Here is a 14,490-nt window from a genome sequence, read left to right as displayed (position 1 = left end):
GAGTTGGGCAGCTTGTCTGAGGGCGGTGACCAGCTGTTCAACTGAGTCACTATGCCCGTATAGGGATGAAGACTCGTGGAGCGGGCATGTTCCAAGGGACAGACCAGCGGATGGGCCTGGGGTAGAAGCACAGCGGGCGCTCTCTGACGGCTTTACATTCACTGCGTATGATAATAAGGTTTTAATCATACGTAGCGTATGTATGTTTTGCCCGGCCATTCATGTGAATGCGGCTGGTAGTCGATAAGGAGAGTCGAGAATGTTCAGCAGCTACCGCGAGTTGTTCCAGGCAAAAGGCGCCAAGGGTTTTGCCCTGGCCGGCCTGTTGGCCAGGGTTGCGCTGCCTATGACGGGTATCGGGATCATCACCTTGTTGTCGCAGACCCGCGGCAGCTATGCCCTGGCAGGGGCCGTGTCGGCCACCTACGTGTTGACCTATGCCTTGCTGTCACCGCAGACCTCCCGGCTGGTCGACCGCTACGGTCAGCGCCGGGTATTGCCGGCTGCTGCCGGGGTCAGTGTGCTGGGCATCCTGCTGTTGCTGATTTGCAGTACCTGGCAAACTGCCGCCTGGACGCTGTTCGCTGGCGCCGCGCTGGCTGGGTTCATGCCCAGCATGTCGGCGATGGTGCGTGCACGCTGGTCCGCCATCTACCGCGGCAAGCCGCAGTTGCAGACGGCCTTTTCCCTTGAGACCGTGCTCGATGAAGTGACCTTCATTGCCGGCCCACCGGTTTCAGTGGGCATGAGCGTGGCGCTGGCCCCCCAGGCTGGGTTATTGGCAGCCGCAGTACTGCTGGCCATTGGGGTTTTGGCCCTTGCCGTACAGGTCGGCACCGAGCCGCCGGTAGCGGCCACCGCGGTCAGTGGTCAGGGCACGGTATCGGTGTTTCGCCTGGCCGATGTATGGCTGCTGACCCTGCTGATGGGCGCGATGGGGGTCATCGTTGGTACGGTCGACATTGTCAGCGTGGCCTTTGCCGAACAGATGGGCACACCGGCTGCAGCCAGCGTGGTGCTTTCCTGCTATGCCATCGGTTCCTGCGCAGCGGGGCTGGTGTTCGGTGCAATGCAACTGGCTACACCCCTGCGCAAGCTGCTTCTGCTGGGCGGTGCAGCCACGGCGCTAACCACCTTGCCGTTACTGCTGGCGGGGAACATTTTCGGGTTGGCCGCTGCGGTGCTGGTCGCAGGCCTGTTCTTTGCCCCGACCATGATCGTGGCAATGGCGCTGGTGGAGCGTATCGTTCCAGAAAGCAAATTGACCGAAGGCATGACCTGGCTGCTTGCCGGCCTCAACGTTGGGGTTGCCGGTGGGGCGGCGGCAGCGGGGCAGGTGGTCGACCTGCTGGACGCCAAGGCAGGCTTCAATGTTGCGCTATGCGCCGGGGCGGCGGTATTGCTGGTCGCGTTGTGGGGCTATTTGCGTATCCGCGATCAGGCCGAACCGAAGCCCTGGTCGTCGGCTTCGGCCGAAGCCGAACGGAGCCTGCAATCATGAACGCTACGTGGCGCATGCTTGCCAGCGCGTCTGACGATCATGACAATGCAGGCAGGCTGTATCGGTAGATCAGCATTTGCCCCCTTGAACCGCTTTTTCAAATGGAGTCGCGATGGTTCGCCGCACCCGTGCAGCAATGGAAGAAACCCGGGCCTTGCTGTTGGAAGTTGCCCGCCAGGTGTTCACTGAGCGGGGGTATGCCGATACTTCGATGGACGACCTGACCGCCCAGGCGGGCCTGACGCGGGGGGCGCTTTACCATCATTTTGGTGACAAGAAGGGCTTGCTGGCGGCGGTGGTCGATCAGATCGACGCCGAGATGGATGAGCGGCTGCGTACCATAAGCGACACCGCCGAAGATGCCTGGGGCGGCTTTCGCCGACGCTGCCGCGCTTACCTCGAGATGGCACTGGAGCCACAGATCCAGCGGATCGTGCTGCGTGACGCAAGGGCAGTTCTCGGTGGTGGCTCACCTGAGGCGCAGCGGCATTGCATCGACTCGATGCAACGCTTGATACAAGACCTGATCGATCAGGGCGTGGTTGCCAATGCTCACGCTCAGGCACTGGCCGCGTTGATTTATGGCAGCCTGGCAGAAGCGGCTGTCTGGATAGCTGAAGCAGAAGACGGGCATTCACGCCTGGCCCAAGCGACTGCGGCGCTGGAACTGCTGATGCAAGGCATGTTGAACGGTGCGCAGCCGGGTAGCGCTGTTCCAGGGCCGGGTTGATACCGTCGAGCACCAATAGCCAGCTGCGCGCCTTGCGTTGATGCGGGCAGTGCCCCGTTCAATGTCCAGCGCCCGCCAGCGGTGAATACCCGTGCCGGGCATAAAACCGGTCCATTTCATTCGGTTGGGGCGGCCGCTGGGTAAGGAGCTTCACGTAGTGGGGCAGGCGGCTCATCCTTACGTGCAAATCTTCCTGAGTCTGCATGGATATGTAGCCGATCTGGATGAGATAGAGCGCACGTGAGCTGACCTCAGCCGCACCATCCTCAATGCCGAAATGCCGGAACATCCCCCCGAGCGCTTCGATACGCTGGCTATCGGCAGACTCGATCTCCAACGCGATTGCTGGCGATTGCAGCGCCCAGCTGCGCATGGCGAACTCCAGGCGGGCGTCGAACACCGCCGCATCGAACCAGCAGTCCGTTACATTGAGTACGGCTTCCTGCAGGCTCTCGGCATACGCATGCGCCTGCCTGACCAGGTTGCCGGTATTCTTTTCTCGCCAGCGGGCGATGAGCGCTTCGAGCAGTGCATCCCGGTCTTCGAAGAACCAGTAGAAGCTAGTGCGCGACTGCCCCAACTTCTTGGCCAGTGGAAGAATCCGAACCGAATCGATACCCCCCTCCAGCAACATTTCAAAAGCCCCCATGAGCCACAGGTCTGCGTTACCTCGGCCCGCGTTTTCACTCTCGTGGGATCTGTCTGGTTGTGTCATTCCTACCTCAATTCGAACACTAATCACGCATTGGCAGCTCTGCTGCGGACACTGCGGCCTTCGATCCGTGCAGTCAACTCACTTGCAGAATACACCGCTGGTCCGAGGCAGCGGCGCATAAAAAATAGACATACCTGTACTTGCTACTTGACACCTGTGTCTAGAGGTCGCAATCTGCACCCATCGAAGCGTCGTTTGCGCAGCCACGCACTGACCGGATTGACGCTTCGAGCGCCTGGCCGTTGCTCATACAGTTCCAATAAAAACGAGGATGCCGTTATGCGTAGTAATGTGAATCGAAGCCTGGACAGCAAAACCACATCGTTTCATGAGATTCCCGTCGTAGATCTGGCCCCGCTACTGGATGGTTCTGACCGTCAAGCCGTAGCCGAGCAGATCGGGCACATCTGTGAGCACGTCGGTTTTCTCTACATCAAGAACCATGGCGTCCCGCGCGAACTCATTGCACAGGCTTACCGGCTGACGGCAGAGCTGTTCGCATTGCCCTATCCGGAAAAGGAAAAGCTCAGCATCGTGCACCAGGGCGAAATCTTCCGTGGTTACATCCCCATGTACACGGAAAGCCCTGATCCGATGAATACGCGCGATCACAAAGAGTGCTACGACCTGGGTAAACATTACGATGAGGTATCTCGTTTCTTCGGGCCAAACCCGATCCCGGAAACCATCCAGGGCTTTCGCGAAGTATTCGATCTTTATCACGAACACATGATGCGTCTTGCGCGAGAGCTGATCAGCGCGATCGCCATCAGCCTCGACCTGCCTGCGGACTACTTTGAGAAATTGCAACGTAAGCCGATCACCATCCACCGCCTGAACTACTACCCGCCGCAACACGGGCCGATTTCCATGAAAGAGCTGGGGACCGGTGCGCATACCGATTACGGTTTCCTGACGATTCTTCACCAGGATGACGTAGGCGGGCTGCAAGTGCAGAACCAGGAGGGCGACTGGATCAGCGCGCCGCCGATTGAAGATACCTTCGTGGTAAATATCGGTGACCTGGTGCAGACCCTCACCAACGACCGGTATCCCGCGACCTATCACCGCGTCATCAACACCAGCGGCAAGTCTCGTTATTCCATACCGTTCTTCATCGACATGGACTACGATGCAGTCGTCGAGCCTGTACCAACTTGTGTGTCGCCCAGCAACCCGGCGAAATACCAGCCCTATACGTGCGGTGCCTACAAGTACGGCAAGTTCCTGGAAACCTACACCCACTTGCAGAAAGGCTGAGGGCCTGGGCCCGGAGTGTTTTCAGCTTCGGGCCTCGATTACCGTCTCGACAAGCCGCTGTAGTTTTGCGATGAGCGTTGGCGTCCATGGGGCCGAGAAGTTAAGCGCCATGAAGTTCGAAAACGCGCCCACTGGCGAGAAGAACGGCCCGGGGATGAAGTCGAAGGTGTCCACACCTGCGCTCATTGCCAGCTTCATCGAGTCGAACTGCCGCGGCCCCCTGACCCAGCACTGGTAGCCCCCGCTGGGTGTCGAGATTGAAATCCTGCCGGCGGATGCCGCCTTGATATGTTCGATGCCCTGTTGCATCCGCTGGGCCAGCGCCACGCAGCCGTTGCGCACGTCACGCTCGGCCTGGCGGCTTCTCAGGTAGTGCCCCAGGGTTGCCTGCAATGCCGGGTGGGGCAGGTGGGTCGCGCCCAGGTGTCGGTTGGCACTCAACTGCGAAGTGTGTTTCCCAGCCAATACCCAACCCACTTCGTAGGCCGACGATAGATAAGCCGTTGTGCCGCCGAACTGTACGACTCGGTCGTCGCTGTCGAACTCTTTGAGCGACGGGCTGCGCAATTCGCCGTAGCCAAGCTCGGCAGTCATGTCGTTTTCGATAATGGTCACGTCGTGTTCGCGTGCGGCGCGCACCAGCCGTTGCAGGGTGTCCCGGCTGTAGCTCACGCCAGTCGGAAAGCGGTTGCAGGCCATCAGTACGCACAGCTTCACACCGGTGGTTCTGAGGATGTGTTCGAACTGCTCGGGATCGATGCCCTGTTGCGGGTGCGAGTAGATCTCCAGCGCCTTGATGCCGCGATGGCGCAAGCTTTCCAGCACCGGATAGAACGACGGGCTCTCGACCAGCACCGGGCAGCCGCTTTGCGCAAGGCTGTCCAGGCATAGATTGAAAGCCTCCATCGCCGAGCGGGTAACCAGCACCTGATCAGGGGCGATGAAAAGCTCGCGCCGGCCAGCCCGTTGCAGGATCGCCGCGATCAGTTCCGGGTGGCCATCCGGGGCATGCTCAGGGAGCGGGTGGCTGTGCAGCAGCGCACGGCGCAGGTGCTTGTTCAGCCCGTTCACGGCAATCAGGCCGGCTGCCGGCAGGGTCGCCGCGCAAGCCCGGGCGTGAAAGTGCAAGCCCGCCAACGAGCCGTCCAGCGCCCGGACAGTGTCCGGCGGCATCACCGGCATGTCGCTGGCGAGCCGATGAATGCTGGGTTTGCCCGGGCTGGACAGGTAGAACCCGGAACGGTCGCGGGAATGGCACAGGCCCTGGGATTCAAGCAGCTCGTAAGCGCGGTACACGGTGACCACGCTGACGCCTGTCTCGCTGGCCAGGCGGCGCAGCGAGGGCAGCTTGTCACCGGGGGCGATCAGACCGCTGTCGATACGCTTGCGGACCTGCTCGGCGACTTGTCTGAATCGCTGCATGTCATCTCCGGATCTGTACTACTCATAATCGTAAAAATGTGTGCATTGTAGTACAGAAGCCCTCCCGCTAGAGTCATTTCAACCTGTAACGCTGGGAGGGATACATGGAGCACTTCGTAATCGTCGGTGGCGGGGTGGCAGGCCACCAGGCGGCCAGAGGCATCCTTGACGTGCAGCCGCAGGCGCGGGTTTCGATGGTCAGCCGCGAGCCTCAGCTGCCCTATGACCGCCCGCACTTGTCCAAGGGTTTTCTCGCTTCCCAGCATCAGGAGCCAGCCTTGCTTGCTGGCCATGAACTGTATGCCGAGCCGGGTGTAGAGCGGGTCGGCGACGCCTGGGTGGCTGATATCGACCGCCAGGCTGCTCGCGTGCATCTGGACAGTGGCACTTCGCTTGCCTACGACAAGCTTGTGCTCGCCACCGGTTCCAGGGTCAGAACACTGCCTGCTGCAATAGCGCAGGCCCCGGTCCATTACCTGCGAACCTTTGAAGATGCCCTGGCACTGCGCAGTCGACTGGTCGCCGATGCTCACGTGGTGATCATCGGTGGCGGTTTCATTGGCCTTGAAGTTGCCGCAGCTGCCCGGCAGCGCGGGTGCCGGGTGACGGTCATCGAGGCGCTGGCGCAGCTGCTGGCTCGCAGCGGCTGCGAGCCGCTGAGCCGCTGGGTGCAGGCGCTGCATGTCGCTCAGGGCGTGGATATCCAGTTGCAGACGAGTGTTTTGGCAATCGAGCGCGGCGCATCCGGGAAAACCGTGGTCCAGACCTCTGCCGGCCCTGTGCTCGCCGACCTCGTGGTCGTTGGCATCGGCGTGCAGCCAAACGTGGAACTCGCCAGTGCCTGCGGGCTGGCTGTAGAGGATGGCATCGTCGTCGACAGCACCTGCGCAACCACGGATGGCAGTATCTTCGCTGCGGGTGAAGTGACCCGTTATCCCGTGGCACACCTGGGCGTGCGCACCCGTTCGGAATCATGGACCGCGGCCGGCGAGCAGGGCCGCGCGGCAGGCCGTGCTGCTGCAGGTGACCGCCTGGCCACCTACGCCGAGATGCCGTGGTTGTGGTCCGATCAGTACAGCAGTGCCATCCAGTGCCTGGGGCTTCCGGCACTGGCGCACAAATATTCCTGCATCGGCGATGTCGACGCCGATCAGTGGCTGGCGTTGGGCTGGAGCCACGAAGACCAGCTGGTCTGCGCCATCGGTGCCAACCGCAACCGGGACATATCGGCGATCCGCCGCAGCATGAAACGCAATGACGCCCTTGCCGAGCAGTACACCGCGACCTTGGCGTCGGCGAAAACAACAACAGGGGAATGATCCCGAGCACCGAGGGTTTTCTGATGGAAGCTGTATGGACCAAAGTCTGCGATGCGCAGCAAGTGCAGCCTGACACGCCTTTCGCCTGTGAAGTCGGCGGCAAGATGATCGCCATTTACCTGGTGGAAGGTCGCTACTTTGCTACCGAAAACGTCTGCCCCCACGCCTATGCGTTGCTCTCGGACGGCTGGCTGGAAGGCACCGAGATCGAATGCCCGCTGCACGGTGCGCGCTTCGACATCCAGAGCGGCGACGTGCTGGAAGGGCCTGCCGAGTGCGGTGTAAAAACCTACCCCGTGCGCCTGGACGCAGGCGAAGTGCAGTGCGCGATCCCGGCCTGAAGCGAACATTCATTCAAGAGGAAGCACCATGCATGTCATCGATGCGTTGAGTACTGATTTCTACGAGGTCGAGTTGGCTGGGGCAGCAGGCACTGCCCAGGACGTTTTCGCACAGTGGAATGCCCATGATCGTCTGGGCGTGCTGATCTACGAACCCCTGGCTGCCCTTGGCGCCACCCACCTCATTCAACTGGCCTGCATGTGCTTCTACGATGCCAAGCCGTTGCGCAGGACCGAACGCAAGGTCTACCCGGAGATGTTTGCCATCCACGTCGGCGGGTGGTGGGGCGGGCATGGCAATTTCGACTTCTGGCCACCACGCCGTGAAGTGCAGGTGTCCAACGACCCGCAGGCGATCCTCGGTGTGCTGAACGACTTTGGCATCACCCGGCTGGCACTGCCTGAGCGACCGGTGCGCGACATCGTGCACCGGCGCAAGGAAGAAGATTGCGCGCTGGACCGCCTGGCCACCGCCGTGATGTACAGCCCGACCGGTCGCGTGGCTGCGCCCGATTTCAGTATCAGAAGCAACAACCGGCGCAGCGAGCGTGATGTACAGCGGGTCATCAACCCTACAGCGCTTTCAGAGCAGAGCATTGCCCAACTGGTGCAGACGGCGGTGCCGGTCAAAGAGACCGATGCCGACTTCATGCCGCGCCAGCTGGCGCTCAATGCCGGCATTACCGAGGCCATGCGCGAGCAGGCCGTGCAGCAGCGTGCGGCGCTCAAGGTCGATGGCCTGGTGACCGAGTCGTATCGCTTTGCCGAGCTTGGGCAGGTGCTCAAGCGCCTTTGACCCTTTCAGAACGTCGGGGGCGCAATCACCCAGACCAGCACCGTCTCGCTCTCACCCGGGTTTTCCCAGCGGTAGGGCTCGTCGTTGACCCTGAAGCTGTCCCCGGTTTTGACATGGAATTGAAGATCGCCCATCCAGATGATCAACTGCCCACTGACGACGAAACCTTCCTCTACGGTGCCGCGTGTAGTGGGTGCCTCGAAGGTGGTGCCGGGTTTGATCGTGGCCAGGAACATTTCGAATTCGCCGCCCACATCAGGCGATAGCGACTCCTCAGTTAGCCCACCGGTGGCTGGGCCAAGGCGCCGCCGTGACCCGGCCCGGACTACACGACCTACCTCATCGGATGGCTGTTCCTTGGACGGGAAGAACCAGTCCATCGGTACCCCGAGGGAAAACGCAATACGCTTCAGGTCGGAAATGGGGATCTCTGCCCGACCTCGCTCAAGCTGGCTGATGAAACTGATGGAGCGCCCGGTGGCGGCGGCAATTTCGGCGAGTGTTTTGGCCCGGGCCTTGCGCAGTTTGCGAATTTCCTCGCCCAAGGCTATCCGGTCGCTGTCGACGTTAGCTTCAAAGTCGCGGTGGGTCGAGTCGGTTTTATCGATTGGCATGCTGTGTCTCCTAGCGAGCTGACGATAACCGCAACCCATAAAATTGGCCATCATAATCCTTGGTCAAAAAATTCTCCCTGGATTTATTCTTCGGGCGCCGGGTTGCTTCGCGCTCCATCGCCGGCAAGCGCTTCTCTCATAGAACTGCACTTCTTTTACTGATTTAGCAGGGGCCCTGTGGGAGCGGGCGTGCCCGCGAACACCGGCGCAGCCGGTGCCATGCACCGCGTTGGATTCTTCGCGGGCACGCCCACTCCCACAGGGTACGCGGTGCTCCCGGCATCAGTTCTCTGCGCGACATCCCAATGGGCTGGGCAATCTCCCACGGGGATCATGCAATCTGGCTGACTGCCTCCCACCTGGCAGCAAATCATCCTTCTCCAAGAAATCCTTTAAAAACAATGAAGTGTCGGTGCTAGTGATCCGTGATGAAGGACGTCAAAAAAAACCAAAAAAAAATGATGCAAAAATTATTTGAAGGTGCATAATCACTTTAGAAAATTTTTAAGCAATTTTTTTTGTGACTGTCTCGCAGATCCGACGAGGTTCAAATGACCGGTGAAATTGCAGGCACAGCCGAGATTGCAGGTGGCTTCGAGCTCCCCGAGGACCCCCTTGCATGGGGCAGGGAAATTCGCAAGCTGCGCAAGGCGCGAGGGAAAACCCTGGCAGAACTGGCCTTGGCTACCGGTCGCTCGCCGAGCTTTCTTAGCCAGTTGGAGCGCGGCAATACCGAAATCTCCATCACCGATTTAAAAAAGCTGGCCACAGCATTGGGTGTACCACTGGGGTGGTTCTTCACTGCGGACAGCAAGCCACAGTCGGAAGTGGGGCGTGTGGTTCGAGCGAACAGCCGCCGCCGGTTGGGTGCTTTTCTTGACGGTATCACCGAAGAGCTGTTGTCACCCGATATTGGTGGCATGTTTGAAATGTTTCTCAGCACTTTCGCTGTTGGCGCTACGCGGCCCGCATCGACGGCGCGAGACACCGAGGAAGAAATCTATGTGATCCAGGGGCAGTTCGATATCTGGATCGGTGACGAGATGTTCAGCCTTGCGGCGGGTGATAGTGTCAGGATCGTCCGTGAATCGTATCGGTGGGTAAATACCGGGGATACCGAAGTCATTGTTGTCTGGGTGATCGCGCCGCCGACTTATTGAAAAGCGTCAAACTTCGATAACACCATCTGGAGGTTGCACAGAGCAAAGTCTGGTTGCGTTCCTTTTTTGGAATGACGGGTGCGTGCACCCTTGATTTAGCCAGATCCGATAATCAAAAGCTGAAAACAAGAATAATAACGGCGCTTGACGTTCTGCCCTGAAATAAAGCGCTGGTGGGTAAATGCAGAGCATACAGGCCGCTGAAAACAAGTGGCCTCTATAAATTGCCTACTAAAAGAACACACCACGCCGCGTGTTCTTGAGATGTCCAAACGACGGTTTTCTTATTTCAGGAGATTCAAAGTTGGCTTCCTTATCTAACAAGCGTATCGATGTTACGCCGCCGCAAGTCGAACCCACCGATTCCGGGTGGTACCTGGCCTCCGGTCCCGACTTGCCGCTGAACCCTCTTTACGGAAACGTCACCTGCGAATGCCTGGTGATCGGGGCCGGCTGGATGGGCCTGCATGCCGCTCGCCGTTACGCCGAGCTCAACCCGCAGGCGCAGGTATTGCTGGTGGATGCCGGGCGCATCGGCAATAACGCCTCGGGCCGTTGCATGGGCTTTGCCATCGACCTGGCGCACAACCCACGCAAGCGTGATTTCGTCGAAGACCTCAAGGGCAACCAGGAAGAGCTGCATGTGAACCTGGAAGGCACCAACTACCTCAAGAGCGCGGTCGAGGCGGGCGTTGATTGCGACTGGGACCCTCAGGGCAAGTATCACAGTGCTGCAACCGCCGCCGGTGTGGATGACCTGGTGCAGTTTTCCAAAGCACTGGATCTGATGGGGCAGAAGTACAGCTGGATCGAAGCCGACGGCATGCGCGAGCTGACCGGCAGCCGGCATTACATCAAGGCGCTGCACCATCCGGGCACGGTGCTGATCCAGCCTGCCAAATACCTGAAGAACGCCGCGCGGATGTTGCCCAAGAACGTCAAGGTGCATGAAAACACCATCGTGCGTTCGGCCCGGTTCGGCAAGCCTCACCATGTGTTCGAAACCCAGAACGGGGTGATTCACGCCAAGAAGGTGATCATTTGCGCGTCGGGCTACCTCAACAACTTCGGTTTCTACAAGAACAGCGCAATTCCGGTCTACACCTTCGCCAGCATGACCCGCGTGCTGACCGACAAGGAACTGGCCAAGTGCGGCGAAGGCCCGTTCGGCCTGATCCCGGCCAACAGTTTCGGCACCACCGTCAGGCGCACCAACGATAACCGCCTGTTCTTCCGCAATGTCTACTCGTACGCGAAAAAGTACAAGACCACGGTCGAGGATGTGGCCCAGGCCAGTGTTCACCAACAGGTTTCCTTCGAGCGCCGCTACCCGGAACTCGCCTCGATGGGCTTTGTTTCCAGCTGGGGCGGCCTGCTGACCCTGTCGCAAAACGGCGGAATGATCTGGGGCGAATTGGGCGAAAACGTCTATGGCACCGGCATCTGCAACGGCACCGGTGTGTCCCGTGGCACCGGCTTTGGCAAGGCATTGGCGGAGCTGGCGTCGGGCCTCAACTCCACAACGATTGAAATTCTCAAGCGGCGTAAAGCCCCGTCACGGGCCTACCCGGAAATCATTACGTCGCTGGGTGTGAAGTACGTCACCGGGCGTCGATTCAAAGAAGCTGGTCAAGAAATCTAAAAACAGGAGAAGTGGCAATGGCAAATCTGATTGGTATCAACCTCGCGATGCAAACCACCTTCAACGAAAGTGGCGAAGTCGACTACAACGCCTACGAGAAGCTGATCGAGCAGTACATCGAGGCGGGCGTTCACGGCCTGGTACTGGGCGCCGGTAGCGGCCAGCACCCTTACCTCACCGAAGCAGAATGCAACAAGCTGTACGAGATCGGCATCAAACGCATCAATGGCCGCGTCAATGTCATTTGCCAGACCTCCGCGCTCAACGTCGATGAAGTCATCCGCCGTTCTCGCCATGCAGAAAAGGCCGGCGCCGATGCGCTGATGATCCTGCCACCATACTTCGAAGGCCCAACCGACGACGACGGCCTGTTCGAGTTCTACCGCGAGATCGATGCGGCAGTGAACATCGACATCGTTGGCTACAACATCCCGCAGTCGACCCAGATTTCGGTATCGCCAGAGCTGTTGTCGCGCCTGCAGGGGTTGAAGAACTTCAACTACATCAAAGACAGCGGTGGTGACTTCACCATTCACCAGCAGTACATCCAGAGCGGCGGCGGCGTGCTGAACGGCTGCGACACCATCGCCCTGTATGCCTTCCTGGCCGGCACCAAGGGCGCCATCTGGGGTGCTGCGAACTACATGCCGCGCGAAACCGTGCAACTGTTCAACTTTGTCCAGGAGAAGCAGTACGAAGAGGCGCTGGCACTGTGGAACAAGATGTTGCCATCGCTACTGCTGATTCAGACCACCAATTACATCCCGTCCGTGCTCTACGCGGCCCACCTGCGCGGTTTCGGTACCGGCATCCTGCGTAAACCGCAGCGCGCCATTACCGAGCAGGAAGCCACTGTACTCAAAGCCGCCCTGCAACCGCTGCTGAACGGCTGAGGCTGCAGGCTGGAAAAACAATAAAGCGGTACCTTGCAGAATCCGGAGATGGCCATGCGTGTTTTCTACAGATTGTTTGCAGTTCTTGCTTTTATATGTTTCTCGAGCCTCGCGAATGCCGATGAAAAGGTCATAAAGATCGGGGCGATGGTCTATGAAGATGTTCAGGCCATCTCCCTCATCAGCAAGCATTTTCTTGAGCAAGAGAATTACAAGGTTGAAGTGGTGAACTTCTCCGAGACGGGCATTGCGTACAGCGCGTTGGCCCGTGGTGATGTCGACCTGCTGGTTTCGATGATCAATTACGTCGCCTACGACTATTGGACGAAGAACAAGCAGCGGCTGGAGAAGGTGTCGGTCGTGTCCCATGGCTTGCTGCAAGGGATTGCGGTACCGGACTACATGAACATCACCTCGGTTGAGGAGTTGAACACGGTCAAGGAGCAGACCGGCGGCAAAGTGATCGGTATCGAGCCGGGGTCTGGCCTGATGCGCGAGGTGGGCGATGCAGTGAAGGCATACGGCCTGCAGTACGACGTGGTCGATGGCAGCACCGCTGCCATGGCTGCCCAGCTGCAGTCGGCGCTGGAGCGCAAGCAACCGATTGCCGTGGCCTTGTGGAAACCGTCCTGGATGGCTGAGCGCTACAACGTGAAGTTCCTGGAAGATCCGAAGCATGTCTTCGCCCCGCCGCAGACGTACTACTGGATTGCCAAAAAAGGCTTCTCGGCGGCCAACCCAGGCTTGCGCGAAGCGGTAGCCAGCATCTATGTGCCGATTGATGACATCACCCGCATGACCGGTGCGGTCAAGGGCGGTGCCACGATGGAACAGGCAGTCGACAACTGGTGGAAAGACAATCAGCCCCTCGCCGGAAAGTGGGCGCAGATGTCGAGTAAGTGACGGAACCCGGCCTGGTGCCTGTCCGGCACCAGGCCGGTAACAAGAATAATCAACTTCCGGATAGGCCTATGAACATGATTACTCGACCCACTCATGTGGCGGCATCCCCGATTGTGGAGTGCCGTGGTGTATGGAAGATTTTTGGCAACCAAAGCCCTGCAGCTGTCGATGCTGCAAAACGGTTCACCGAAGGCAAGGATGCGTTGCTCGACAAGCACGGTTCGGTGGTGGCAGTGGCGGATGCGACATTCTCGGTGAGCGAAGGTGAAACCTTCTGCATCATCGGTTTGTCGGGCAGCGGCAAGTCGACGCTGATCCGTCACTTCAACCGGCTGATCGATCCCACCTGCGGTGAAGTGCTCATCCATGGTCGGGATATCTGCAAGATGACCCCCGCCGAGCTGCGTGACCTGCGTTCGCGCAAGATCGGCATGGTGTTCCAGAACGTGGCGCTGCTGCCTTATCGCACGGTGCTGCAGAACGTGGTGCTGCCCCTGGAAGTGCAGGGCATGAACAAGCAGGAGGCCTTGCGCAAGGGCCAGGATGCGCTGGACAAAGTGGGCCTGGGCAACTGGGCCAATCGTTACCCGCAGGAGCTGTCTGGCGGCATGCAGCAACGGGTGGGTATCGCCCGGGCGCTGGCCGCCGACCCTGACGTGCTGTTGATGGACGAACCGTTCAGCGCGCTCGACCCGCTGATCCGCAAGCAGTTGCAGATCGAGTTCAAGAAGCTTTCCACCGACCTGCGCAAGACCACGATTTTCATTACCCACGACATCGATGAAGCGATCCGCATCGGTGACCGCATCGCGATCATGAAAGAAGGGCGGATGATCCAGGTCGGCACGCCGGAGGAGGTGGTGCTCAACCCGGCAGACGATTATGTGGCCAGCTTCATGGAGGGCATCTCGCGGCTCAAGCTGCTCAAGGCGTACTCGATGCTCAAGCGCATCGACAAGCACGACCTTTCCCAGTTTGGCGGTCGCTCGCTGGACGCGCTGGTCAGCGTCAACATCGATGCCGACCTCGAAACCCTGATCGACATTGCCGTCGGCAAGCGCGAAGAGGTGGTCGCCATCAAGGAACATGGTCGAATTGTCGGAACGGTCTGCCGCGAAACCCTGCTCAGGGCGGTGCGCGGGCTTGACCTGGCATAACTCATGGCAACTGCATCGGGTTATGGGAGGAGAAGTT

Annotated in this window: 14 protein-coding genes; 11 read left to right on the top strand and 3 right to left on the bottom strand. The window is 59.5% G+C overall.

Going from position 1 to position 14,490, the window contains the following annotated elements:
• Positions 1–259: 259 nt before the first annotated feature.
• Together ACIQUI_RS04800 and ACIQUI_RS04795 are read left to right on the top strand one after the other, a co-directional pair.
• Positions 260–1,501, top strand: coding sequence for an MFS transporter (locus ACIQUI_RS04800; RefSeq protein ID WP_403195385.1), 1,242 nt, complete (start codon positions 260–262; stop codon positions 1,499–1,501).
• A gap of 112 nt (positions 1,502–1,613) precedes the next feature.
• Positions 1,614–2,231 (top strand): TetR/AcrR family transcriptional regulator, encoded by a 618-nt coding sequence (locus ACIQUI_RS04795; protein ID WP_403195383.1) that lies wholly within the window; start codon positions 1,614–1,616, stop codon positions 2,229–2,231.
• Positions 2,232–2,289: 58 nt separating this feature from the next.
• On the opposite strand, the gene ACIQUI_RS04790 is transcribed toward ACIQUI_RS04795, so the two are convergent.
• Positions 2,290–2,946: a TetR/AcrR family transcriptional regulator gene (locus tag ACIQUI_RS04790; RefSeq protein WP_403195382.1), complete on the bottom strand. Its 657-nt coding sequence runs from the start codon at positions 2,944–2,946 to the stop codon at positions 2,290–2,292.
• Positions 2,947–3,225: 279 nt separating this feature from the next.
• Here ACIQUI_RS04790 and ACIQUI_RS04785 point away from each other — a divergent pair, with 279 nt between their 5' ends.
• Positions 3,226–4,206, top strand: coding sequence for an isopenicillin N synthase family dioxygenase (locus ACIQUI_RS04785; RefSeq protein ID WP_403195381.1), 981 nt, complete (start codon positions 3,226–3,228; stop codon positions 4,204–4,206).
• 21 nt (positions 4,207–4,227) lie between these two features.
• Here ACIQUI_RS04785 and ACIQUI_RS04780 read toward each other — a convergent pair whose 3' ends face one another.
• Positions 4,228–5,628, bottom strand: coding sequence for a PLP-dependent aminotransferase family protein (locus ACIQUI_RS04780; protein WP_403195379.1), 1,401 nt, complete (start codon positions 5,626–5,628; stop codon positions 4,228–4,230).
• Between the two features lie 104 nt (positions 5,629–5,732).
• On the opposite strand from ACIQUI_RS04780, the gene ACIQUI_RS04775 reads away from it, so the two are divergent.
• Genes ACIQUI_RS04775 through ACIQUI_RS04765 form a run of 3 tightly spaced genes read left to right on the top strand, consistent with a single transcriptional unit; the run spans position 5,733 to position 8,084 of the window.
• Positions 5,733–6,947: an NAD(P)/FAD-dependent oxidoreductase gene (locus tag ACIQUI_RS04775; RefSeq protein ID WP_403195377.1), complete on the top strand. Its 1,215-nt coding sequence runs from the start codon at positions 5,733–5,735 to the stop codon at positions 6,945–6,947.
• Positions 6,948–6,970: 23 nt separating this feature from the next.
• Positions 6,971–7,288 (top strand): non-heme iron oxygenase ferredoxin subunit, encoded by a 318-nt coding sequence (locus ACIQUI_RS04770; protein ID WP_403195376.1) that lies wholly within the window; start codon positions 6,971–6,973, stop codon positions 7,286–7,288.
• 28 nt (positions 7,289–7,316) lie between these two features.
• A complete protein-coding gene (locus ACIQUI_RS04765) occupies positions 7,317–8,084 on the top strand; it encodes a hypothetical protein (RefSeq protein ID WP_403195373.1) in 768 nt (255 codons plus the stop codon).
• A gap of 5 nt (positions 8,085–8,089) precedes the next feature.
• Here the strand turns inward: ACIQUI_RS04765 and ACIQUI_RS04760 are convergent, their stop codons facing one another.
• Positions 8,090–8,698, bottom strand: coding sequence for a helix-turn-helix domain-containing protein (locus ACIQUI_RS04760; protein ID WP_403195371.1), 609 nt, complete (start codon positions 8,696–8,698; stop codon positions 8,090–8,092).
• A 551-nt stretch (positions 8,699–9,249) separates the two neighbouring features.
• On the opposite strand from ACIQUI_RS04760, the gene ACIQUI_RS04755 reads away from it, so the two are divergent.
• From ACIQUI_RS04755 to ACIQUI_RS04735, 5 genes are all read left to right on the top strand, one after another.
• On the top strand, positions 9,250–9,858 hold the full coding sequence (locus ACIQUI_RS04755; RefSeq protein WP_403195369.1) for a helix-turn-helix domain-containing protein: 609 nt from the start codon (positions 9,250–9,252) through the stop codon (positions 9,856–9,858).
• Positions 9,859–10,162: 304 nt separating this feature from the next.
• Positions 10,163–11,500, top strand: a complete 1,338-nt coding sequence (locus ACIQUI_RS04750; protein ID WP_403195367.1) for an NAD(P)/FAD-dependent oxidoreductase — start codon at positions 10,163–10,165, stop codon at positions 11,498–11,500.
• 17 nt (positions 11,501–11,517) lie between these two features.
• Positions 11,518–12,393, top strand: coding sequence for a dihydrodipicolinate synthase family protein (locus tag ACIQUI_RS04745; RefSeq protein ID WP_403195365.1), 876 nt, complete (start codon positions 11,518–11,520; stop codon positions 12,391–12,393).
• 54 nt (positions 12,394–12,447) lie between these two features.
• On the top strand, positions 12,448–13,296 hold the full coding sequence (locus tag ACIQUI_RS04740) for a glycine betaine ABC transporter substrate-binding protein (RefSeq protein ID WP_403195363.1): 849 nt from the start codon (positions 12,448–12,450) through the stop codon (positions 13,294–13,296).
• 68 nt (positions 13,297–13,364) lie between these two features.
• Positions 13,365–14,453 (top strand): glycine betaine/L-proline ABC transporter ATP-binding protein, encoded by a 1,089-nt coding sequence (locus ACIQUI_RS04735; protein WP_403195361.1) that lies wholly within the window; start codon positions 13,365–13,367, stop codon positions 14,451–14,453.
• Positions 14,454–14,490: the final 37 nt, after the last annotated feature.

The organism is Pseudomonas sp. NPDC090592, assembly GCF_044769185.1.
GTDB lineage: Bacteria > Pseudomonadota > Gammaproteobacteria > Pseudomonadales > Pseudomonadaceae > Aquipseudomonas.
The sequence above is the reverse complement of the archived record's forward strand: the minus strand, read 5'-3'. Positions and strand labels throughout refer to the sequence as shown.